This window comes from Nocardioides sp. LHD-245, assembly GCF_030929495.1.
Classification (GTDB): domain Bacteria; phylum Actinomycetota; class Actinomycetes; order Propionibacteriales; family Nocardioidaceae; genus Nocardioides.
The window spans coordinates 33936-55977 of record NZ_JAVFWN010000007.1; the positions used below are offsets into that span (position 1 = coordinate 33936).

The 22042-nt window shown below is 73.4% G+C and carries 16 protein-coding genes; 8 read left to right on the forward strand and 8 right to left on the reverse strand.

All coding sequences use genetic code 11. The annotated features are described in order from the left end of the window. The first annotated feature begins 41 nt into the window (after positions 1–41). Together RB608_RS12335 and RB608_RS12340 are read left to right on the forward strand one after the other, a co-directional pair. Complete coding sequence (locus RB608_RS12335; RefSeq protein WP_308088227.1) at positions 42–1361, forward strand: hypothetical protein; 1320 nt, start codon at positions 42–44, stop codon at positions 1359–1361. After that, a complete protein-coding gene (locus RB608_RS12340; protein WP_308088228.1) occupies positions 1358–2971 on the forward strand; it encodes a trypsin-like peptidase domain-containing protein in 1614 nt (537 codons plus the stop codon). The genes RB608_RS12335 and RB608_RS12340 overlap by 4 nt, the downstream gene beginning before the upstream one ends. 54 nt (positions 2972–3025) lie before the next feature. On the opposite strand, the gene RB608_RS12345 is transcribed toward RB608_RS12340, so the two are convergent. Together RB608_RS12345 and RB608_RS12350 are read right to left on the reverse strand one after the other, a co-directional pair. After that, on the reverse strand, positions 3026–4393 hold the full coding sequence (locus tag RB608_RS12345; RefSeq protein WP_308088229.1) for a DUF222 domain-containing protein: 1368 nt from the start codon (positions 4391–4393) through the stop codon (positions 3026–3028). Positions 4394–4710: 317 nt separating this feature from the next. Further along, complete coding sequence (locus RB608_RS12350; RefSeq protein ID WP_308088230.1) at positions 4711–5622, reverse strand: Ku protein; 912 nt, start codon at positions 5620–5622, stop codon at positions 4711–4713. Between the two features lie 49 nt (positions 5623–5671). On the opposite strand from RB608_RS12350, the gene ligD (RB608_RS12355) reads away from it, so the two are divergent. Further along, positions 5672–6616: a non-homologous end-joining DNA ligase gene (gene ligD / locus RB608_RS12355; protein ID WP_308088231.1), complete on the forward strand. Its 945-nt coding sequence runs from the start codon at positions 5672–5674 to the stop codon at positions 6614–6616. Continuing rightward, entirely contained in the window at positions 6616–7536 is a 921-nt protein-coding gene (ligD, locus tag RB608_RS12360) for a non-homologous end-joining DNA ligase (protein WP_308088232.1), read from the forward strand. The genes ligD (RB608_RS12355) and ligD (RB608_RS12360) overlap by 1 nt, the downstream gene beginning before the upstream one ends. Before the next feature lie 284 nt (positions 7537–7820). On the opposite strand, the gene RB608_RS12365 is transcribed toward ligD (RB608_RS12360), so the two are convergent. Genes RB608_RS12365 through RB608_RS12380 form a run of 4 tightly spaced genes read right to left on the reverse strand, consistent with a single transcriptional unit; the run spans position 7821 to position 10034 of the window. Next, entirely contained in the window at positions 7821–8192 is a 372-nt protein-coding gene (locus RB608_RS12365; RefSeq protein WP_308088233.1) for a hypothetical protein, read from the reverse strand. A 27-nt stretch (positions 8193–8219) separates the two neighbouring features. Beyond that, positions 8220–9038: a protein phosphatase 2C domain-containing protein gene (locus RB608_RS12370; protein ID WP_308088234.1), complete on the reverse strand. Its 819-nt coding sequence runs from the start codon at positions 9036–9038 to the stop codon at positions 8220–8222. Between the two features lie 56 nt (positions 9039–9094). Next, on the reverse strand, positions 9095–9325 hold the full coding sequence (locus RB608_RS12375) for a DUF3107 domain-containing protein (protein WP_308088236.1): 231 nt from the start codon (positions 9323–9325) through the stop codon (positions 9095–9097). A 49-nt stretch (positions 9326–9374) separates the two neighbouring features. After that, a complete protein-coding gene (locus RB608_RS12380; RefSeq protein ID WP_308088237.1) occupies positions 9375–10034 on the reverse strand; it encodes a TetR/AcrR family transcriptional regulator in 660 nt (219 codons plus the stop codon). Between the two features lie 165 nt (positions 10035–10199). Between RB608_RS12380 and moeZ the strand changes: the two genes are divergently transcribed. Further along, positions 10200–11408: an adenylyltransferase/sulfurtransferase MoeZ gene (gene moeZ, locus RB608_RS12385; RefSeq protein WP_308088238.1), complete on the forward strand. Its 1209-nt coding sequence runs from the start codon at positions 10200–10202 to the stop codon at positions 11406–11408. A gap of 166 nt (positions 11409–11574) precedes the next feature. Continuing rightward, positions 11575–11889: an MGMT family protein gene (locus RB608_RS12390; protein WP_308088239.1), complete on the forward strand. Its 315-nt coding sequence runs from the start codon at positions 11575–11577 to the stop codon at positions 11887–11889. A gap of 15 nt (positions 11890–11904) precedes the next feature. On the opposite strand, the gene tpx is transcribed toward RB608_RS12390, so the two are convergent. Both tpx and RB608_RS12400 read right to left on the reverse strand, forming a co-directional pair. Continuing rightward, positions 11905–12396, reverse strand: coding sequence for a thiol peroxidase (gene tpx, locus RB608_RS12395; protein ID WP_308088240.1), 492 nt, complete (start codon positions 12394–12396; stop codon positions 11905–11907). A gap of 34 nt (positions 12397–12430) precedes the next feature. Then, the gene (locus RB608_RS12400; RefSeq protein ID WP_308088241.1) at positions 12431–14971 is read right to left on the reverse strand and encodes an SCO7613 C-terminal domain-containing membrane protein; all 2541 of its coding nucleotides are present in this window, start codon (positions 14969–14971) and stop codon (positions 12431–12433) included. A gap of 521 nt (positions 14972–15492) precedes the next feature. Between RB608_RS12400 and RB608_RS12405 the strand changes: the two genes are divergently transcribed. Beyond that, positions 15493–18753, forward strand: a complete 3261-nt coding sequence (locus RB608_RS12405) for an ATP-dependent DNA helicase (protein WP_308088242.1) — start codon at positions 15493–15495, stop codon at positions 18751–18753. Beyond that, positions 18750–22016: an ATP-dependent DNA helicase gene (locus RB608_RS12410; protein WP_308088243.1), complete on the forward strand. Its 3267-nt coding sequence runs from the start codon at positions 18750–18752 to the stop codon at positions 22014–22016. The genes RB608_RS12405 and RB608_RS12410 overlap by 4 nt, the downstream gene beginning before the upstream one ends. The last annotated feature ends 26 nt before the right edge of the window (positions 22017–22042 follow it).

Genomic DNA, 22042 nt, shown 5'->3' on the forward strand with positions numbered 1-22042 from the left:
ATCGAACACGGGGAACGCGAGTACGGAGGTCGGGCACAGCCATGGTGCTGGCAGAGGGCGTCGAGGTCGACCTCGGTCCGTTGGGGCGTGCCTGGGTGACCTCGTTGCTCGGTCAGGGCGGCCAGGGCTACGTCTTCGAGGTGCGCCGCGACGCCGGGGAGCCGCTCGCCCTGAAGTGGTACAAGCCCGAGAGCGCCACCGCCCGGCAGTACGACGAGATGCAGCAGCTCGTCGAGATCGGCTCACCGCACCAGCGGTTCCTGTGGCCGCTGAGCATGGCGCGCGTCGGCACCGAGCCGAGCTTCGGCTACGTGATGCACCTGCGCCACCCGCGCTTCCTCGAGCTGAGCTACCTGCTCCTCAACGCCGACCGCGACGGCAAGGCGCTGGACGTCTCCTTCGCCTCGATCATCGAGCTGTGCCGCCAGCTCAGCTACAGCTTCCTCCGGTTGCACGCGCGGGGCCTGTGCTACCGCGACATCTCCTTCGGCAACGTCTTCTTCGACCCCGGTAACGGCGACGTGCTGATCTGCGACAACGACAACGTCGGGATCGACAACGGGACCGGACGGGTGCTGGGCACGCCGTACTTCATGGCGCCCGAGGTGGTCCGCGACACGACCTACCGCACGCTGCCCAACACCGACACCGACCGGCACTCGCTGGCCGTGCTGCTCTTCTACGCCCTCTTCCTGGGCCACCCGCTCGAGGGGGAGCGCACCGATGCCGGCATGCGTGACGCCGACTGGCTGATGACCCACTTCGGGGCGGATCCGCTGTTCTGCATGCATCCGACCCGCGCCGAGAACCGGCCGGCCAGGATCGTGCAGCAGTACTGGGGCATCTACCCGCAGTTCCTGCGCGACCTGTTCGTCCAGGCGTTCGTCGAGGGCATGGACAACCCCGGCGCCCGGGTCACCGAGGGCCAGTGGATCAAGGCGCTCGACCGGCTGCGCGACGGGATGCTCTCCTGCCCGACCTGCGGCACCACGAACTTCTGGAGCTCGGCCGACGACAGCGTGACCTGCTGGCAGGACGGCACCCCGGTGCGCCCGCCGTACCTCCTCCACGTGGGGCGGCGCACGGTGGCCGTCAGCCCGCAGGCCGCCATCCGCTCCGACCACCTGACCTCCGGCGTCGACCACCCCCAGGTGCTCGCCCAGGTCCGCCGCCATCCCGACGCGCCCGACCGCTGGGGCCTGTACAACGCCTCCGACTTCTCCTGGCCGGTCGCCTATCCCGGTGGCCAGAACTTCCTGCTGGAGCCGGACCGCACCATCGAGCTCGTGGCCGGCGCACGGATCCAGATCCGCAACGCCGCGGTGCAGGTGCGCCGTCCCGAGCCGGGCGGGGCGGAGTGAGCCGCGCCGCCGGACTCGTCGTCGAGGTCGAGGGCCGGGTGGTGCGCCTCGACGGCAAGCAGGTCTACCGGATCGGCCGGGCGGTCGAGGCCGACGTCGTCCTGACGGCGGGCTCGGTGTCGCGTCAGCACGCCGAGCTCCAGGCCACGGCCTACGGCTGGGTGCTCGTCGACAACGACAGCCAGTTCGGCACCTACGTCGAGGACGAGCGGGTCACCGAGTACCCGGTCGAACGCCGGATCCTGGTCCGCTGCGGCCCGCCCTCCACCGGCGCGACCCTGGTCGTCGTCCCCGCCGACGAGTACGACGTCGCGGCGGCCACCCCGCCCGCGGCATCGTCGGCGGCGGATCCGGAGCCGGTCTCGGGCGACGACGCCACTCAGGTCCTCGCGCTGCCGCACCGCCCGGCCGACATCGCGGACACGGTCCGAGCCGGTCCCACCGCGCCGCGCACGGGCCCCGACCTGCTGCTGGTCGCCGAGGGCCGCGAGCATCGGTTCCGGCACCCGGCCGAGATCACCGTGGGCAGGCGCAGCGACTGCACGGTCGTCTTGGGCGACCCGGCCTGTTCGCGGCTGCACGGCCGGATCGACCCGGTCCCGGGCGGCTGGACCTACACCAACCTCTCCAACGAGGGCACCTTCCACGACGGTCGCCGGCTCGCCACCCGCGCCTTCGACGGGCGCGTCGCCCTGCGCCTCGGCCATCCCGTCGCCGGTCCCGAGCTCACCCTCGTCCCGATCCTGTCGGCCGCCGAGGAGGAGCACCGGATCGCCCGCCGTCGGCTCCGCCGGCGCCTCGCCGTCGTGGGCGGCGTGGCAACGGCGCTGACGCTGGTCGCCGTCGTGGTCGGCGTCGCGCTCGTGGCCGGCGGCGACGACCCGGGCCGCCGCTCGGGCGGAGACGGTGTCCTGGACCGGGCGAAGGCCGCCACGGTCAAGATCACCGCCGAGAGCCACCGGATCGACGCCCCCGCCAGCACCTACCACGGGTCCGGCTCGATCATCCGCTCGGACGGCCTGATCCTCACCAACGCCCACGTCGCGGCCCCGGAGTCGCCCGGGCTCGCGGACAGGTACGGCGACGACCTCCGCCTCGCGGACCCCGACTACCTGCTCGTCTCGCTCACCGACGGCCGGACCGACACCAACGCCCGCGCCGCCTACCGCGCCCGCGTGGTCGAGGCGGACGGCGAGCTCGACGTCGCCGTCGTGCAGATCTACGCCACGGCCGACGGCGGCGAGCTCGACGGGGAGCTGGACCTCCCGACCGTCCCGATCGGCAGCTCCGGCGACCTGCGCGCGGGCGACCGGATCACCGTGCTCGGTTTCCCAGCCGTGGCCGGTGACGGTGAGTCGATCACCGTGACCACCGGGGTCGTCTCTACCGTCCTCAACGATCCCGACCTCGGCCCGCGCTCCGAGCTCGACACGGACGCCCGGATCGCCCCCGGCAACTCCGGCGGCATGGCGATCGACGAGGACGGCGAGCTGATCGGCATCCCGACCTCGCTGTTCGCCGCCGAGGGGTCCACCGTCACCAGCGGCCGGATCCGGTCCATCGACGTGGTCAAGGAGCTGATCGAGAAGGCCGAGGACGCGACCGACTGAGCATGCAGAGGCCCCCGCAGAGTCCTGCTTGCTGCGGGGTGTGGGGCGGGGTGGCTACTCGTCGGGTGGGCTGGGGTCGCCCGTGGTGTCGCTCGACCGGTGCCTTTCGACCCGGATGGGGTGGGTGCCGCGGTGGTCGACCCGGAACCGGTGGCCGGTCGGGCTGGTCCACACATAGGTCCCCGGCATCACGATGTCGTAGCGCCAGGTGGAGTGGGTCTTCGCGCGATGGTGCCGTCTGCATAGGGCGACCTCGTTGCACGGACAGGTGACTCCGCCCTTCCCGTAGGGGCGGGCGTGGTCGACATCGCAACGGGTGGCGGGGCGGGTGCAGTGCGGGAACCGACAGGTCTGGTCCCGCAGGATCACGCGGGTGCGGTGGCGGTCGGGGATCTCGTAGGAGCCGACGGGGACATGGTCGGCCAGACCAATGACCGGGCGGACGATCACGGTCGTGTCCTTGGTCCGCAGCCACTCACGGATCTGTGCCGAGGTGATCGGGCAGCGGCCTTCGTCCCACCGACCCACCGGGTTCCCGAACGGGTTGTCCCCGGCGGCCGTGGTGCCGGTGATAGTGGTGTCGGTGATGGTGGTGTCGGTGATGTGCACGTTCAGCACGACCTTGCGACCGGGGCTGGTGGCGACGATCTCTCCGGTGTCGGGGTCGGGGATCAGCAGGTCGAGGGCGAGGTCCTGGCGGGTCAGCTCGGCGGCGGCCTTCGAGCGGCGCACATCGAGCGTCGAGTCGTCACCGAGCCGGCCCAGGACCTCGGCTCGGCGGGCGACCGCGAGGTCGAGGTCGTGGCCGTCGGCGGCATCCAGGAGCCCGTCGAGGTGGACCAGACCGTGCTCATCGACGGCGCCGATGTCGAACCGACGCTGGTCGGCGGCCTCCACACGCTCTGCTTCTGCCTTTTCGGGGTCGAACCGGAGCACCGCCTCCGTCACGAGTCGTTCGAGTTGGGCCCACCCGACTCCGGAGGCGTCGAAGAGTTGTCGGTCCACGAACCCGGCGGCGTCGGCGGACAGACTCCGGGTGAGGTCGGCGATCCGCTCGGCCCGCCACGGCGCCAACCGACCAGTGGTGACGGCGGCGTAGACGTGGGGGAGTCGCCAGGCGCACTCGATGACCCGCCCGACGTACGCCTTCCCGCCATCCGGAGACCGGCCCAGCACGGCGATGAGCTCCATCAACCCGAACTCCGACACCAGTGGAGCGCCGTCACCGGCGATCGGGACCCCGGTGTCGAGGTAGCCCTCGGTGATCGTCGCCGCACCCTCAGGACCGGTGACCACGTGGTCGCTCGCCCAGGTCGCGATGTCCTCCCACTCCTCGACGATCAACGTCTCGCGGGACCGGATCCGCTCGCCGACACGCGACAGCAACACTGCTGTCGAACGGGCGTCGGTGGCGAGATCCATGACTGGATTCTCCCACCCACCCACGACACTTCAAAGCGCCGCAAACCCGCCTGTGGACTAGGGAAACCCGAACGGCGGGGTGTGGACAACCAACGTCACGTTCAGCGACACAAGCGCCCCAACCGCCCAACCCGCGAACCGCAGCCCGACCGCCGAACCCAGCCACCTCCCCAACGCTCTCGTCGCTGCCGCTTGAAACGCAACCGACTACGCGGCCGAAGCCCACGGACAATTCCGGCAGCACCACCGGGGTCTCGTGACGGGCGCTGCGCGACCTCCTCAACCACCGGGGTCGCCGCGTGACCCGACGACAGACGTCAGCTGGCCTTCTTGGCTGCCGCCTTCTTCGTGGTCTTCTTCGCCGGCGCCTTCTTGGTAGCGGTCTTCTTCGCGGCGGTCTTCTTGGCGGTCGTCTTCTTCGCGGCCGCCTTCTTGGCCGGCTTCGGCTCGGTCTCGCCCCGCGACGTCTTGGCCGCCTCGACCGAGCGTTGCAGCGCCGCGAGCAGGTCGACCACCTCGCCTCCGGTCTTCGCCGAGGTCTCGGTGCGCTGCACCTCGCCGCCCTCGATCTTCGCCTTCACCACGGCCTGCACCGCGTCGGCGTAGTCGTCCTCGAACGCGGCCGGGTCGAAGTCGCCCGACAGCGTCTCGACGAGCATGTGGGCCATCTTGACCTCCGCGTCCTTGACCTCGCCGGACTCGACGCTGAAGTCGGGCGTGCGGATCTCGTCGGGCCACATCATCGTCTGCAGCACGATCACGTCGTCGCGCACCCGCAGCACCGCGGTCGTCACCCGCTGCCGCAGCGCGACCGTGACGACGGCCATCCGGTCGGCGTCGAGGAGCGCCTGGCGCAGCAGCGCGTACGGCTTGGCGCCGGTGCCCTCGGGCTCGAGGTAGTAGGACTTCTCGAACAGCAGCGGGTCGATCTGGTCGCTCGGGACGAACTTCTCGACCGCGATCTCCCGCGACGACGTCGTCGGCAGGTTCGCCATGTCGTCCTCGGTGAGGATGACCATCTCGCCGTCCTCGGTCTCGTACCCCTTCGCGATGTCGGAGTACGGCACCTCCTCGCCGTCGATCGCGCAGATCCGCTGGTACTTGATCCGGCCGCCGTCCTTGGCGTGCACCTGCCGGAACGAGACGTCGTGGCTCTCGGTGGCGCTGTAGAGCTTGACCGGGACGCTGACGAGGCCGAACGAGACGGCACCCTTCCAGATCGCACGCATGGGACGAGCCTACGCGCTGGCGGCCCCGTCCGGACGGCATGATGGACTCGTGCCCGACCTGCGCCCGATGCTCGCCACCCCCGGCACCCACGTGCCGCGTGGCGAGGAGTGGTGCCACGAGGTCAAGTGGGACGGCGTGCGCGCCATCGGCGCCGTGGCGGCGGGCGCCGTCACGCTGACCAGCCGCAACGGCAACCGGATCAGCGGGGCCTGGCCCGAGCTGGTCACCCCGCCCGCGGGCGCCGGCGACCTGGTGGTCGACGGTGAGATCATCGCGCTCAACGAGCGCGGCGTACCCGACTTCCGCGTCCTGGCCGAGCGGATGCATGTCCGGAACCCGCCGACGGTCGCCCGCCTGGCCGCACGCATCCCGGCGACGTACATGGTCTTCGACCTGCTCCGCCTCGACGGCGAGGACCTGTGCGGCCTACCGCTCCACGAGCGCCGCCGCCGGCTCGCCGGGCTGGACCTCGCCCGTGCCGGTTGGCAGGTCCCGGTCGAGTACGACGACGGCGAGATGCTCCACGAGGCCACGCGCGCGCAGGGACTGGAGGGCATCGTCAGCAAGCGGCGCGACTCGACCTACCGGCCCGGTGAGCGCAGCTCGCACTGGCTGAAGCTCCCGCACCGCCACCGCGGCTCGTTCGTGGTCGGCGGCTGGCGGCCCCAGGTCGGCACGAGCGACCGGCTGGCCGCGCTGCTGGTGGGGGAGCCGACCGCCGCCGGGCTGGCCTTCCGCGGCCGGGTCGGCAGCGGGATCGGCCCGAAGCAGTCCCGGCTGCTCGCCGAGCTGCTCGCGCCGCTGTCCCGCGCCGCCAGCCCGTTCGGCGACGAGGTGCCGCGCGTCGACGCGGACGGCACCACCTGGGTGGAGCCGGTCGTGGTGGTCGACGTCGACACCCACGGGCTCGGCTACGAGCGGCTGCGGCAGCCGTCGTACCGTGGCGTGCGCGCGGACCTGACCCCGGACGACCTCGTCACGGAGGACGCCTGATGCCGAAGCAGGGTGATCACCCCCAGACCGAGGTCCATGTCGACGTCGAGGGCCGCACGCTGCGACTCACCAACCTCGAGAAGGTGCTCTACCCGAGCACCGGCACCACCAAGGGCGAGGTGCTCGACTACTACGTCCGGGTCGCGCCGGTGCTCCTGCCGCACCTCGAGGGTCGTCCGGTGACCCGGATCCGCTGGCCGCACGGCGTCGGCGACCTGAGCTTCTTCGAGAAGAACGCCCCTCGGGGCACGCCCAGCTGGGTGCGCACCGCGGAGGTGCCCACGACGGGCAGTCGCGGGCCGAGCCGGCACGGCGACACGCTGGTCTTCCCGATCATCGAGGACCTCCCCACCCTGGTCTGGGCGGTCAACCTCGCCGCGCTCGAGCTCCACGTCCACCAGTGGACCGTCGACGCGGACGACGAGCCGGTCGGCGCGGACCGGCTGGTCATCGACCTCGACCCGGGGGAGCCAGCCGGGTTGCACGAGTGCTGCCAGGTCGCGCTGCACGTGCAGGAGGCGCTCGCCGCACGCGACCTCGACGCGGTGGCGGTCACGAGCGGCAGCAAGGGGCTCCACCTGTACGCACCGTTGCCCGAGCCGTTGCCGTCGGCCGAGACCAGCGAGCTCGCGAAGCAGGTCGCCGAGGAGCTCCAGGCCGCTCACCCGCAGCTGGTCACCGCCACCATGACCAAGGCCCGGCGCCGCGGGAAGGTGTTCCTCGACTGGTCGCAGAACGCCGGTTCGAAGACCACCGTCGCGCCGTACTCCCTGCGGGGGACACCGCGCCCCCAGGTCGCCACGCCCGTCGGCTGGGACGAGGTGGCCGCCGGGGCCGAGGATCCGCTCGGTCTCGACCAGTTCACGCCGACCCAGGTCCTCGACCGCGTCGAGGAGCTCGGCGACCTGTTCGGTGTCTGACGGCGCGAGCGTGTCGCATGCCGTGCTCGCCGCCCGGGCGCTCGCTCCGCTCGGCCCGCGGGCGTCGCACGACGCGCTTCGCGCGTGCGCCACGCGGCCGCGCACGCGGTGGGCTTTCGTGGGTCCAGACCGGGCCTGGCGGCAGGACTGCTGCAGACGCGCTTCGCGCGTGCGCCACGCTGCCGCGCACGCGGTGGGCTTTCGTGGGTCCAGACCGGGCCTGGCGGCAAGACTGCTGCAGACGCGCTTCGCGCGTGCGCCACGCTGCCGCGCGGTCTCGATCGTCAGGTCACGCGCCGGCGCATGGGGTAGACGTCGAACTGCGTCACCGCCCCTGCCGGGTCACCGCCGGAGCCGACCGCGTGGGCGACCTCGTCGGGGGACACGGCGTGATCGGCCTCGTCGAGGGTGGCGTCGATGAGCATCTGGAACTCCGGCGCCGGGTGGGCCACCCGCTGCGCCGCCGCGTCGATGCGCCAGCCGGCCCGGCCGAGCTCGTTGAACAGTCCCATGAGGGTGGTGTTCTTCTCGGCGGCGATGCCCTCGAAGCCGTCGGCGGCCTCGATGAGGTAGACCGGCCGGGTCACGGCGAGCGCGGCGGCGTCGTACAACGGCACCCACAGGCGCGCGTACTCGTACGACCGCTTCGCGCTCACCCGCCCAGTGTAGGACCGGATCGGGGGTCAGGCCGAGCGCAACGGCCGAACAGCGGCCGGGTCGACCACGTTGGTCAGGTCGAACGCCGCCCCGAGGACCACGCCATTGGCCGCGATCGCCGGCGCGTCGACCACGTCGGCGACGATCGCGGTCACGTTGTCGCGACTCCCGCCGTCCAGGGCGTCGCGCACCAGCCGGTCGACCGCCAGGCCAGGGCTGCCACGGCCGAGAATGCGACCGAGAGCCGCGGCCGAGAGCACGTCGCTGACCCCGTCGCTGCACAGCAGCAGCCGGTCGCCGGGGCGTAGGGCCAGCAGGATCAGGTCGGGTCGGGGGACGTGCTCGCCGTCGACCGCCTGCAGCACGACATTGCGGTACGGCGCCGCGGCGGCCTGCTCCGGCGTCAACTGGCCGCTGTCGACCATCGACTGCACCAGGGTCTGGTCGTGGGAGAGCTGGCTGAGCTCCCGGTCGCGCAGCAGGTAGGCGCGCGAGTCCCCGACGTGGCCGAGCGCGGTGTGGATCCCGTCGGTCAGCACGGCCGTCAGCGTCGTCGCCATCCCCGTGCGCCGCGGGTCCGCCGCGATGCCGGCGACCAGCTGGGCGTGCGCCTCCCGGGCGGCCGCGCCGAGCAGGCGGGCCGGCTCGTGGCCGGGATGGGCCAGGGCACGGGCGCTGACGACGTACGCCGTCGTGGCGGAGGCCACCTCACCGGCCTCGGCACCGCCGACCCCGTCGGCGACGCAGAGGAGATAGGGCCCGGCGAACCCGGCGTCCTCGTTGTTGGTGCGCACCCGGCCGGTCTCGCTGCGCGCGGCGAAGCGGAACTGCAGCACGGTGCTCACCTCCCGGGTCGTACCTGGTCAACGCCCGGGAGGGGCGCCGGAGTTCCCCGAAGGGGTCAGCGCAGGAAGCCGACCTGGCCGCTCGTGCTGCGACCGATCTCGACGTAGGCGAGCTTGGCGGTCGGGACGACGGTGACCTTGCCCTTGGTGTCGGTCAGCGTGATCACGCCGTCGGCAGCCGCGATCGCGGCTGCCACCTGCTTCGCGACGGCCTCGTGAGACTCGTCGGTCTCGATCACGAGCTCTCGGGCGGTGTTCTGCACACCGATCTTGACCTCGACGGTCATGGTCACACTCCTCGTTCGTGGGGATGGCGCAAGCCTAGTCAGGCCGGCCTCAGGACTCGGCGTGGTCCTCGGTGAGGGGGTATCCGCGGATGCCGCGCCAGGCCAGGCCCGCCACCAGGGCGGTGGCGTCGTCGCGACTCAGGCCCGCCATGGCGCCGTCCGTCTCGGTGAGCCAGAACCGGGCGCTGACCTGGGCCATTCCCACCAGCGAGACGGCGAGCAACTGCGAAGCGGCGGCCGGGAGCGCGGTGTCGTCCTCGATCACGGCTGCGATCATCGCGGCGCACTCGGTCGTGACCCGGTCGACGTGGCCGCGGACCGCGGGCTCGTTGGTGAGGTCGGACTCGAAGACCAGCCGGAACGCGCCGGTGTCGTGGCCGACGTACGCGTAGAACGCGTCGATCGCGGCCGCAACCCGCTGCTTGTTGTCCTGCGTCGACTCCAGGGCCCGGCGGCAGTTGGCGATGATCGAGTCGCACGCGACGTCGAGGATCGCGAGGTAGAGCTCGAGCTTGCCCGGGAAGTGCTGGTAGAGCACGGGCTTGGAGACTCCGGCCCGTTCGGCGATGTCGTCCATCGCGGCGGCGTGGTAGCCCTGCGCGACGAAGACCTCCAGGGCCGCGGCGAGCAGCTGGGCGCGCCGCTCGCGCCGCGGGAGTCGTACGCCGCGCGGTCGGGGCGCGTCGAGGTTGAACTGCTCGGTCACCACAGCATGGAGCCTACTCGTTGGTAGCCGGGGTCCGGATGCCGGGACGGCGCGCCGCGCCCTTGGCGCCGACGGGGACCATGGAAGGGCCGAGGGAACAGTCGGGGCCGGCACCGCGTTGGCCCTGGACAGCCCCCATCCCATCTGCAGTACCCGAGGAGTAACGCCGTGAGCTTTCCCGCGCTGGTCGAGCCGGCCGCCGAGCTGACCATCGACGAGGTCCGCCGCTACAGCCGGCACCTGATCATCCCCGACGTCGCGATGGCCGGTCAGAAGCGCCTCAAGAACGCCAAGGTGCTGGTCATCGGCGCCGGCGGTCTCGGCAGCCCCGCGCTGCTCTACCTCGCCGCCGCGGGCGTCGGCACGCTCGGCATCGCCGAGTTCGACGAGGTCGACGAGTCCAACCTGCAGCGCCAGGTCATCCACGGGATGTCCGACCTCGGCAAGTCGAAGGGTCTCTCGGCCAAGGAGTCGATCCTCGAGATCAACCCGCTGGTCAACGTGATCCTCCACGAGACGCGCCTCGACAACGACAACGTCATGGACGTCTTCAGGGGCTACGACCTCATCGTCGACGGCACCGACAACTTCGCCACGCGCTACATGGTCAACGACGCGGCGTACTTCCTCGGCATCCCCTACGTCTGGGGCTCGATCTACCGCTTCGACGGTCAGGCCTCCGTCTTCGCGCCGACCATGGCCGACGACGCGCCCTGCTACCGCTGCCTCTACCCGGAGCCCCCGCCGCCGGGCATGGTCCCCTCGTGCGCCGAGGGCGGCGTGCTGGGCGTCCTGTGCGCGAGCATCGGCTCGATCCAGGTCAACGAGGCCATCAAGCTGCTCATCGGCGCCGGCGAGCCCGCCATCGGCAAGCTCGTCATCTACGACGCACTCGAGTTGGAGTGGCGCAAGCTGAAGGTCCGCAAGGACCCCAACTGCGCGCTGTGCGGCGAGAACCCCACCGTCACCGGGCTCATCGACTACGAGGCCTTCTGCGGCGCGATCTCCGAGGAGGCAGCCGACGCCGCCGTCGACGCGACCATCTCGGTGACCCAGCTCGCGTCGATGATCAAGGAGAAGGAGGAGGGCAGCCGCGACTTCGTCCTGATCGACGTGCGTGAGCCCGCCGAGGCCGAGATCAACCACATCCCCGGCGCGGTCCTCATCCCCAAGGGCGACTTCCTCAACGGCACCGCCCTCGGCCAGCTGCCGACCGTCGACTCCGGCACCCAGGTCGTCCTGCACTGCAAGAGCGGTGTGCGCTCGGCCGAGTGCCTGGCGATCGTGAAGGGCGCCGGCTACGACGACGCGGTCCACGTGGGCGGTGGCGTCGTGGCCTGGGTCAACCAGATCGACCCGAGCCAGCCCAGCTACTGAGCCGGACGACGCCGCGACGTAACCGCGACGCGGCGTCGTCGTTGGTCCCGACGTAGCGGCTCCGGCCGCCCGCACCGATCGGATCCATGCGTTCACCGCACCGAGGGAGCACCCGAGGGCCCCGTCCAGCCGGACGGGGCCCTCGGCGTTGTCCGGGGCTCAGGGCATGATCGACCTCGTGGACGAGGGGTACGTCGAGCGGGTGCTCGAGCTGGTCGAGCAGGTGCCGCCGGGGCGCGTCACGACGTACGGCTCTGTGGCGGCCGTCGTCGGCGGCGGACCCCGTCAGGTGGGGTCGGTGATGGCGAGGTACGGCGGCCCGGTGCCGTGGTGGCGGGTCGTGCGTGCCGACGGCACGCTCCCGCCGAGCCACGACGACCGGGCCCGCGCGGCGTACCTCGCCGAGGGCACCCCGCTGCGCGACGGCAGCGGGGCCCTCGACATGCGCCGGGCCTTCTGGGACCCGGCGACGGGGGACTAGGCCGGGAGTCTCAGCTCAGGACAGCGCCGCGATGGCGGCGTCGTAGTCGGGCTCGCTCGCGATCTCGGGGACCAGCTGGGAGTGCAGCACGGAGCCGTCGGCGCCGACCACGACGACCGAGCGGGCGAACAGGCCGGCGAGCTTGCCGTCGGTCATCCTCACGCCGTAGTCCTCGCCGAAGGACGAGCGGAAGCCGGAGCCGACCTGGACGTTGTCGATGCCCTCGGCGCCGCAGAAGCGGCCCAGGGCCGGCGGGAGGTCCTGGGAGACGTTGATGACCGTGGTGTTGTCGAGGCCCGCGGCGAGCTCGTTGAACTTCCGCACGCTGGCCGCGCAGACACCGGTGTCGATGCTGGGGAAGATGTTGAGGACGGCGCGCTGGCCGTCGGGGAGGGTGATGCTGCTGAAGTCCGCGCCCGCGAGCTCGAAGGTCGGGGCGGAGGAGCCGACGGAGGGGAGGTCGCCGACGGTCTGGACGGGGTTCCCCCCGAGTGCAGTGGTAGCCATGTGCCTTGTCTAGCAGGTGCCCGTACGGCATCCGTCACCGGAGGCGGCCGAGGAAGCCCGCGGCCTTGCGTACGTCGAGCAGCCGCCGCTCCCAGGTGATCCCGACGACCGTCAGCAGCGCTCCCGCCAGACCGATCCAGACCCACTTCGGGAACTCACCGGCGTAGGGGCCGAGCTCGCGCAGCACCACCGTGGCGCCGACGCCCGCGCCCACGATCAGCGGAGCGCTCCAGCGCATCGCCGCCCCGGCCACGGTCAAGGCCAGGCAGGCACCGCCGAGGACCAGCGCCCGCAGCGACACGGGGTCGCCGAGCACCCAGATCAGCGACGGCACGGTCGCGAGCAGCAGGCCGGGCAGCAGCGCCTCGAGGGTGCCGACCGCCGCCGACCGCTGGAGCCGCCACAGGCCGAAGGCGAGGAGCGCCGCCGCCAGGGGAAGCGTGTACGGCTCCGGGTCGGTGACGTCGAGGTCGGCCAGCCGCACCCAGCTGGCCAGCAGCAGGAGGGCGCCACCCGCGAATGCGCAGCCGCGGCGCGACTCGTGCAGCAGCGCCGTGCCGGACGCCAGGAAGCCCGCGACCGTCAGCCACAGCGCCGCGTAGCCGCCGACGTCGGCCGTCGTCGAGAGCGAGACGAGCAGGGCGACGACCGCGACCGTGATCGCCGCGCCCTCGACGTCGATGCGCGGCACGGCGAGGGCGAGCACGCCCACCACGAGCAGGACGGGGATCGAGACCCACGCGGCGTCGTCGCCGATCACCAGGACGGCCGCCGACGTCGCCAGGCCGAGCGCGGCGGGTGCGGCGAGGCCCGCCACGACCCGGGTCGCCTGCTGCCGGCCGAGGACGGCGACGGCGACCAGCGCGATCGCGATCGGGGAGAGGTGGGCCAGGAGCAGGCCGTCGCCGGGCAGGGCGCCGATCGCGACCGCCGTCCCGGCCGTCACGGCGAGCAGGGCCCAGATCGTGGCCTCCGCACCGTTCGTCGCCAGGGCGAGGGCCGCGGCGCCGAGTGCCACGAGCGTCAGGACGGCGAGCGGCACGGCCAGCGGGACGTCGTACGACGCGAGGGTGATGGCGAGCCCGACGCCGGTGACCAGGCCGGTGATGCGGCCCCAGACGGGCAGCGTGCGCCGGGTGCGGTCGCGGTCGAGGAGGGCGACGCAGGCGAGCACGGTCAGCAGCGACGGGACCAGCAGGGCGGGCTCGGTGACCGGGGCGGGCGTGGTGAGCCGGACGCCGAACGACCGGTCGAAGACGTCGGCGATCCGCGACCAGCGGTCGAGCACGTCGGCCGTGGCCTGCAGTGCCAGGCCGACGAGGACCAGACTGCCGGTGCCGGCCGGCGCGATGGCGATGATCCGGGCCGTCCGGGGGAGCACGCCGAGGGCGAGCACCCAGGCGGCCGTCGTACCGAGGGCGACGAGCCCGACGGTGCGGGCGTCGGTGTCGACGGACGGCAGGGTCAGGACGACGGTCGTGAGCATGGCGGCACCGCTCGCGCCGGCGAGCAGCAGGTCGCGGTGCCGGGCGATGGCGCCCGGAGCCAGCAGCACGGCCGCGCTGACGAGCAGGGACCAGCCGGTGCCGTCGACCCAGAGCTGACGCAGGTCCGGCGTCACGAGGGACTCGACGAACGCGGCGCCGGTGGTGCAGACCCAGGTGAGGCCGGCGGCGCCGGCGGCGCTCCACAGCAGGGCCGGCGCGCCGGCGCGCCGGCCGAGCAGCACGGCGCCGAGCGCGAGGGCGGTGACGACGTGGCCGGCGATCAACCAGTGGTCGGTGGCGCTGGCCGCGCCGGCGTACCCGGTGAACAGGCCGATGCCGGCGATCACCTGCGGCGCCACCAGCCGCGGCTGGCCGCCCACCCGGAGCAGGCCGAGGCCGGCGCCCGCCAGGGCGACGACCAGGCCGGCGGCACAGACGATCGCGCCGTCGGGGCCGTCGCCGAACCAGCCCGCGGCCCCGGCGCCGACGACGTCGAGGGCGAGCAGGCCGAGTGCCACGACCACGAGGGACTCACCGGCGATGCGGAGCCCGACCCGGTGCAGCAGCACGGCGGCGGCACCGGCGCTCACCGTGAGGCCGGCGAGGACCGCGGTGCGGCCACCCACGCCCAGCGTCGACCAGGACACGGCCAGGAAGATCACCGCGGCCACGAGCAGGCAGAACGCCCCGAGCCCGAGCAGGATCTTCGGGACCGAGGCGAACGAGACCCCGCCGGGGGGCGGGGGGAGAGTCGAGGCCGGGCGCAGCGGTGGTGCGGGCGGCGGCGGAACCGGGCCGGGGTACGACGGCAGGCCGGTCGTCGTCGCGCGCTTCGGCGGGATCGGCGCGGACGGCGGAGCGAGCGGACCGCCCAGGCCACCCGGCGCGGCGACCGCGGCGGGCCGGTCGTGGAAGGCGTCGCTGGCGGAGCGCAGCCGCGTGAGCAGTCCGTCGGCGCGCTGGAGGGCGCCGAACAGGTCGACGGCGACCGGGTGGCGGACGAGCAGGTCGCAGGTCGGGCAGACCGAGACACCGGCAGGAAGGGCGGAGCGGCAGTCGGGACAGAGCGACGGGTCGGCGTAGCGCATGGGTACATTCCGTCATCTGTTGGCGCCGGCCGCCAGCGGGACACCACTCAGAGCCGGCTGAGCACGGATACTCAGCCCGGTCCTCCGGCGGCGCGTCCTCCACAGGAAGGCCGGCCACCTGGGGATGGCAGGGGCTGGCCTGTGGAGAAGAACCGGCGTTCCTGTGGACGACACGCCGAGGTCCGGTGGATGACGGAAAACCCTCGAAAAAACTGGCGAAACCCCTTGCCACCCGCGGGTGAACGGGCGTAGAACTTCTCCCACGCACTCCTCCGGGAGAGCGGGATCAGCCGGAAGGCGACGATCCGACCGGCCGGCCGAGACCTTCGGGTCGAGGCGAGGCGGCTCCTCACGGAGACGCTGGCCGCGTGAGCCGGGTGACGAGGCTCACGGGATCACAGCAGCCGGATGATCGATCGGGAGCGTCACCAGTACCGGTCACCAGAAGGGCCCCTTGCGACTCATACTCGCGAGGGGCCCTTCGTCCATTTCTGTCGGGCGGTGGTGGTTAGGTGGCGCCCGTGGACTCCTCGACAGCGACCAGCTACCGCTTCGCCCCGCCGGCCGCGGGCGCGGCCGTGCCGGTCCTCGACGAGCACCAGCGACAGGTCGTCGACCACCCGGGCGGTCCGCTCCTGGTGCTGGCCGGCCCGGGCACGGGCAAGACCACCACGCTCGTCGAGGCGATCGTCGACCGGATCGAGCGGCGCGGAGCCCGGCCCGACCAGGTGCTGGCGCTGACCTTCTCCCGCAAGGCCGCCGACCAGCTCCGCGACCGGGTGACGGCGCGGATGGGCCGCACGACCGGCACCCAGCTGAGCTCCACCTTCCACTCGTTCGCCTATGCCCTGGTCCGCCGCTACGCGCCGGCCGGCCTCTACGAGGCGCCGTTGCGCCTGCTGTCCGCGCCCGAGCAAGACGTCATCTTGCGCGAGCTCCTCGCCGACCACCCCGAGTCGGTGCGCTGGCCCGAGAGGTTCCGGCAGGCGATGGCGACCCGCGGCTTCGCGCGCGAGGTGCATGCGGTGCTCGGCCGGGCGCGCGAGAAGGGGCTCGACGGCGAGGCCCTGCGCCGGCTGGGGGAGACCGAGGGCATCGAGGAGTACGTCGCCGCCGGCCTCTTCCTCGAGCAGTACCTCGACTCCCTCGACTCCGTCGGCGCCACCGACTACGCCGACCTCATCCGGCGGGCGCGGATCGAGGCCGAGGTCCATCGCGCCGAGCTGCGCGAGCAGTTCCGCCACGTGTTCGTCGACGAGTACCAGGACACCGACCCGGGCCAGGTGGCGCTGCTGCGGGCGCTCGCCGGCGACGGCCGCGACCTCGTCGCCGTCGGCGACCCGCATCAGTCGATCTACGGCTTCCGGGGGGCCGAGGTGCGCGGCATCCTGGAGTTCCCGACGGAGTTCGCGCGCGCCGACGGCGCGCCGGCCGACGTCGTGGCGCTGCGGACGGTGCGTCGGTTCGGCCCCGGCATCCTCGCGCCGGCGCAGCGGGTCGCGGGCCGGATCGGGCTGCGGGGGACCATCCCCACCGAGGCACGCGAGCGGTTCCTCGCTCCGCAGGCCGACGTGTCGGCGTACGCGCCGGGGCGGGTGCAGGTCCGCACCTTCGACACCGAGCGGGCCGAGGCCGAGCACCTCGCCGACCTGCTCCGACGAGCCCACCTCGAGGATGGCGTGCCCTGGGACGAGATGGCCGTGCTCGTGCGGTCGGGGCGCGCGAGCATCGCGCCGCTGCGCCGCGCGCTCGGCGCCGCCGGCGTGCCCGTGGAGGTGGCCCGCGACGAGGTGCCGCTGGTCCGCGACCCCGCGGTGCTCCCGCTGCTCGACGGGCTGCGGGCGGTCGTCAACCTCGACAACGACGACCCCGAGCACGTCGAGCACGTCGACGCCGCCCGGGCCGAGGCGCTGCTGACCGGACCGCTCGGCGGCCTCGACGCCGGCGACGTCCGCCGGCTGGCGCGGCTGCTGCGCCACCGCGAGAAGGACCGCTGCCAGGAGACCGGCGGCACGCCCCGCAGCTCGCGCGAGCTGGTCCGCCTCGCGGTCCTCGACGCCTCCCACCTCGCCGCGATCGAGGCGCCGGAGGCTGCCCGGGCGCGCGGGCTCGCCGAGCTCCTGGCCCGGGCTCGCGCCGAGCTCGAGGCCGGCGCGAGCGCCGAGGAGCTGCTGTGGACGCTGTGGTCCGGCACCTCCTGGCCGCAGCGACTGCGGCGCTCGGTCGAGATCGGGGGCGGAGCGGCGCGCCGGGCGCACCGCGACCTCGACTCCGTCTGTGCCTTGTTCGACGTCGCGGTGCGTGCCGGGGAGCGCCGCGAGCACCTCGCCGTGGCGCCCTTCCTCGAGGGCCTGGTCCAGCAGGAGATCCCGGCCGACACACTCGCGGACCAGGGGGTGCGCGGCGCCGCCGTACGCCTGCTGACCGCGCACCGCAGCAAGGGCCTCGAGTGGCGCCTGGTCGTCCTCGCCCACGTGCAGGCGGAGGGCTGGCCCGACCTCCGCCGCCGGTCCACGCTGCTCCAGGCCGACCGGATCGGCCCCACGACCGAGGGCGGCCTGGTCGGCTCGGTGGTCCCGCCGCTCACCGCGCGGGAGCTGCTGATGGAGGAGCGTCGCCTGTTCTACGTCGGGTGCACCCGGGCCCGCGAGCGGCTGGTCGTGACCGCGGTCCGCTCGGCGGAGGACGAGGGGGAGCAGCCGTCCCGCTTCCTCGACGAGCTGGGCTCCACCGTGGAGCACGTCGTCGGGCGCCCGCCGCGGCCGCTGTCGCTCGACGGGCTCGTGGCCGAGCTGCGGCGCACCCTCGCCGATCCCGACGCCGACCCCGCCCTGCAGGACGCCGCGGCGCGGCGCCTGGCCCGCCTCGCCGGCGAGCGGGTCGGCCGGCGGCCGGCGGTGCCGGCCGCCGACCCGGCCACGTGGTGGGGCACCCGCGCGCCCAGCCGGTCCGTGGCGCCGATCCGCGACGAGGACCGGCCGGTCCCGGTGTCGGCGAGCATGCTCGACTCCCTGGCCGTCTGTCCGACCCAGTGGTTCCTCACCCGTGAGGCGGGCGGAGTCGGACGCGCCCATCAGTCGGCCAACCTCGGGGAGCTGGTGCACGCCCTGGCCGAGCGGGTGGCGGCGGGGGACGCGCCGCCCGACCCGGCCGCTCTCATGGCCTACGTCGACGAGGTGTGGGACCGTCTCGACTTCCGCACGCCGTGGTCCAAGCAGCGCGAGCACGACCGGGTCCGGGCGGCCCTGGAGCGGTTCGTCGACTGGCACGAGGCGAACCCGCGCGAGCTGGTCGGTCTCGAGGAGCGGTTCTCGACGGTGGTCCAGGTGGACGGCGAGCAGGTCCAGGTGACGGGCTACGCCGACCGGGTCGAGCTCGACACCGACGGCCGGGTCGTCGTGGTCGACCTCAAGACCGGCCGCTCCAAGCCGAGCGACGTCTCGGTCAAGACGCATGTCCAGCTCGCGCTCTACCAGTACGCCGTCGACCACGGCGCGCTCGACCCGCCGCCGGGGGAGCCGGCCACGGCGCCGCGCCAGGCGGGTGGGGCCGAGCTGGTCCAGCTCGGGTTGACGGACGGCGGGCCGGACGCGACCGTCCAGCGTCAGCCGGTCCATGCCGACGACGGCCCGGAGCGCGACGAGCTGCGCGCCCGCCTGTCGCACGCGGCCACCCTGATCCGCGAGGAGCACTTCCCGGCGGTCGCCGGCCAGCAGTGCCGCGCCTGCACCTTCGTGTCGCTGTGCCCGGCCAAGAGCGCGGGGGCGGTGGTGGCCCAATGACCGCCGCCGCTCGGATCCCGATGGCGATCGAGACACCTGCCGACCTGCAGCGGGCCATGAAGGCGCCGTTCCCGCCGAGCGAGGAGCAGTGGGCCGCGATCAGCGCGCCGCTGCGTCCGGCCGTCGTCATCGCCGGCGCGGGGTCGGGCAAGACCACCCTGATGGCGGCCCGGGTCGTCTATCTCGTGCTGACCGGCCAGGTCCGGCCCGAGGAGGTGCTCGGTCTGACCTTCACGACCAAGGCCGCCGCCGAGCTGCGGCAGCGGATCCGGACGGCACTGCGCGACGCCGGCGCCCTCGACGAGACCGGCGGTCCCGGCGGGCTCGGTGCCGGCGACGAGACCGACGAGGTGCTCGAGCCGACCGTCGCGACCTACAACGCCTATGCCTCCGGCCTGCTCACCGACCACGGCCTGCGGATCGGTCACGAGCCCGACACCCGGGTGGTCACCGACGCCGCCCGCTACCAGCTCGGTGCCCGGGCCGTCGACCGGTTCACCGGTCAGATCGACCTGCTCACCGACCACCCCGAGACCGCGATCCAGAACCTGCTGGCCCTCGACTCGGCGATGAGCGAGCACCTGGTGACCCCGGAGCGGGTGCTCGCCCACGACGCCGACGCCCGTCGGGGGTTCGAGCGCGCGCGCGACGAGGAGCTGGCCGGCAAGGCGCGCAAGACCTACGTCGAGGCCGGGGACAAGGCGATCAACGCGATCGACCGGCGCGCCGAGCTGCTGCAGCTGGTGGCGGCGTACCGGCGGCTCAAGCGCGACCTGGGACTGATGGACTTCTCCGACCAGATCGAGCTCGGCGCCCGGCTCGCCGCCGAGCGGCCCGAGGTCGGTGCCGTCGAGCGCGGCCGGTTCAAGGTGGTGCTGCTCGACGAGTACCAGGACACCTCGGTGGCCCAGGCGATCATGCTGTCCCGGCTCTTCTCCGGGCCCGATCCCGACAGCGGGCTCGGGCACGCGGTGACCGCGGTGGGCGACCCCAACCAGGCGATCTACGGCTGGCGCGGGGCGTCGGTCGCCAACATCCTCAACTTCGCCGACACCTTCCCGGCGGTCGACGGCACGTCCACGACCTACGCGCTCACCGTCAACCGGCGTTCCGACCGGCGGATCCTCGCGGTCGCCAGCCACCTCGCCGAGCCGCTGTACGACGCCTTGGAGGTGCGCGGCGCGGGCGTCGCCCGGCTGCGTGCTCCGGACGGCGCCACCGACGGCGTGGTGGAGGCGCGCACCTTCGAGACGCAGCGTGACGAGCTGGCCTGGCTGGCGGAGGCGGTGCGCGGCGCCCACGGCGGCGAGCCCGGCGACTGGGCCGGCATCGGCGTGCTGACCCGCGACAACGCGCATGCCGAGCTCGTCTTCGACGCCTTGACGACTGCGGGCGTCCCGGTCGAGATCGTCGGCCTGTCCGGGTTGCTGAGGCTGCCCGAGATCGCCGAGATCGTGGCGATGCTGCGACTGCTGCACGACGTGACCGACAACGCCGCCCTGCTCACGCTGCTCGCCGGCCCGCGGTGGGCGATCGGGCCGCGCGACCTGCGCCTGCTCGGACAGCGGGCCGGCGAGCTGGCCGGTCGTCGGGGACGGGCGGTCGAGCAGGTGTCGGTGGCCGAGCAGCTCGTCGCGATCGCCGACGGCATCGACCCGGCGGAGCTCCCGTGCCTCGACGACGCACTGGCCGATCCGGGGGAGGCCGCCTACTCCGACGAGGCCCGGTCCCGGTTCGGGCTGCTCCGCGACGAGCTGCGGTTGCTGCGCTCCGCCGTGGGGGAGCCGCTGCTCGACCTGGTGCGGCGGATCATCGACGTCACCGGCACCGACGTGGAGCTGGCCTCCGCGGTGAGTCCGGCGGCGGCCGCCCGCCGCGACAACCTCGACCTCTTCGTCAAGGCGGTCGCCGACTTCCAGGCCGTCGACGGCGACGTCTCCCTGCCGGCCCTGCTCGCCTACCTCACCGCCGAGGACGACCAGGGCAACGGGCTCGACGTCGCGACGCCGACCGAGGCCGACTCGGTCAAGCTGCTCACCGTCCACCGCGCCAAGGGCCTGGAGTGGGACACGGTGTTCTGCGTCGGCGTCTGCGAGTCCCGCTTCCCGTCCGCCCAGGGCCGGACGCTGTGGATGTCGTCGCCCGCGGTGCTGCCGGCGCCGCTGCGTGGCGACGCCGGAGACCTGCCGCAGCTCGAGGGCTTCGACAAGGCGGCGCTCGACGACTACCGCCGGCGGTCGAAGGCGCACGAGGCCGACGAGGAGCTGCGGCTCGGCTACGTCGCCTTCACCCGGGCCGCCCACCGGCTCGCGGTGTCGTCCTACCAGTGGGGACCGCGGAAGACGCCCTACGGACCCTCGGCCTTCCAGGAGTCGGTGCGCGAGACGCTCACGTCCTGGGGCATGGCGCCCGAGCCGTGGCTCACCCGGCCCGAGAAGGGCGCGGCCAACCCCTATGACGCCGAGAACCCGGCGCGGCCCTGGCCGGTCGACGCCCTGGGGGAGGAGGCGCGCCGCCGCCTCGCCGCGGCGGCCCGGGTGGCTGCGGCCGACCCCGCCGTGCCCGACTCCGGGCTCGACATCGTCACGGCGGCCCGGGTCGCCGAGTGGGACGCCGAGATCGACCAGCTGCTCGCCGAGGCCCGTCTCGCGTCGGGGGCCGGCGGCGAGGTCGTCGTCCCGCTGCCGTCGTCGCTCTCGGCCACCGCGCTCAGCCGGCTGCGCGACGACCCGGAGACCTTCGCCCGCGAGCTGGCGCGGCCGATGCCGCGCCCGCCCGCTCCCGCCGCGCGGTTCGGGACCCGCTTCCACGCCTGGGTCGAGGCGCGGTTCGGCCAGCAGGGCCTCTTCGATCCCGACGAGCTCGCCGGCCGCGCCGACGCCGGCATCGACGACGAGGCCGATCTCAAGGAGCTGGTCGCCCGCTTCGAGGAGGGGCCGTTCGGCAGCCGTGAGCCGCACGCGGTCGAGGCGCCCTTCGCACTCGTCCTGGGCACGGGCGAGGGCTCGCGTCAGGTCGTCCGGGGGCGGATCGACGCGGTCTACGCCGAGCCCGACGGCTCGTTCCTCGTGGTCGACTGGAAGACCGGCACCCGCCATGATGCCGACCCGCTGCAGCTCGCGCTCTACCGGCTGGCGTGGGCCGAGCTCCAGGGTGTCGACCCCGGCCGGGTGCGGGCGGGCTTCTTCTACGTCCGCACCGGCGAGCTCGTCGAGCCCGACGGGCTGCCGGGCAGGGCGGAGGTGGAGGCCCTCCTCCGGTGAGGACGTGGCGGACGCCGTCGTGGACC

Excerpts from the sequence above, each read along its gene's own strand:
- RB608_RS12335 (WP_308088227.1), top strand. The coding sequence starts at position 42 with ATGGTGCTGGCAGAGGGCGTCGAGGTCGACCTCGGTCCGTTGGGGCGT.
- RB608_RS12345 (WP_308088229.1), bottom strand. The coding sequence starts at position 4,393 with ATGGATCTCGCCACCGACGCCCGTTCGACAGCAGTGTTGCTGTCGCGT.
- RB608_RS12350 (WP_308088230.1), bottom strand. The coding sequence starts at position 5,622 with ATGCGTGCGATCTGGAAGGGTGCCGTCTCGTTCGGCCTCGTCAGCGTC.
- ligD (WP_308088232.1), top strand. The coding sequence starts at position 6,616 with ATGCCGAAGCAGGGTGATCACCCCCAGACCGAGGTCCATGTCGACGTC.
- RB608_RS12375 (WP_308088236.1), bottom strand. The coding sequence starts at position 9,325 with ATGACCGTCGAGGTCAAGATCGGTGTGCAGAACACCGCCCGAGAGCTC.
- RB608_RS12390 (WP_308088239.1), top strand. The coding sequence starts at position 11,575 with ATGATCGACCTCGTGGACGAGGGGTACGTCGAGCGGGTGCTCGAGCTG.
- tpx (WP_308088240.1), bottom strand. The coding sequence starts at position 12,396 with ATGGCTACCACTGCACTCGGGGGGAACCCCGTCCAGACCGTCGGCGAC.
- RB608_RS12400 (WP_308088241.1), bottom strand. The coding sequence starts at position 14,971 with ATGCGCTACGCCGACCCGTCGCTCTGTCCCGACTGCCGCTCCGCCCTT.
- RB608_RS12410 (WP_308088243.1), top strand. The coding sequence starts at position 18,750 with ATGACCGCCGCCGCTCGGATCCCGATGGCGATCGAGACACCTGCCGAC.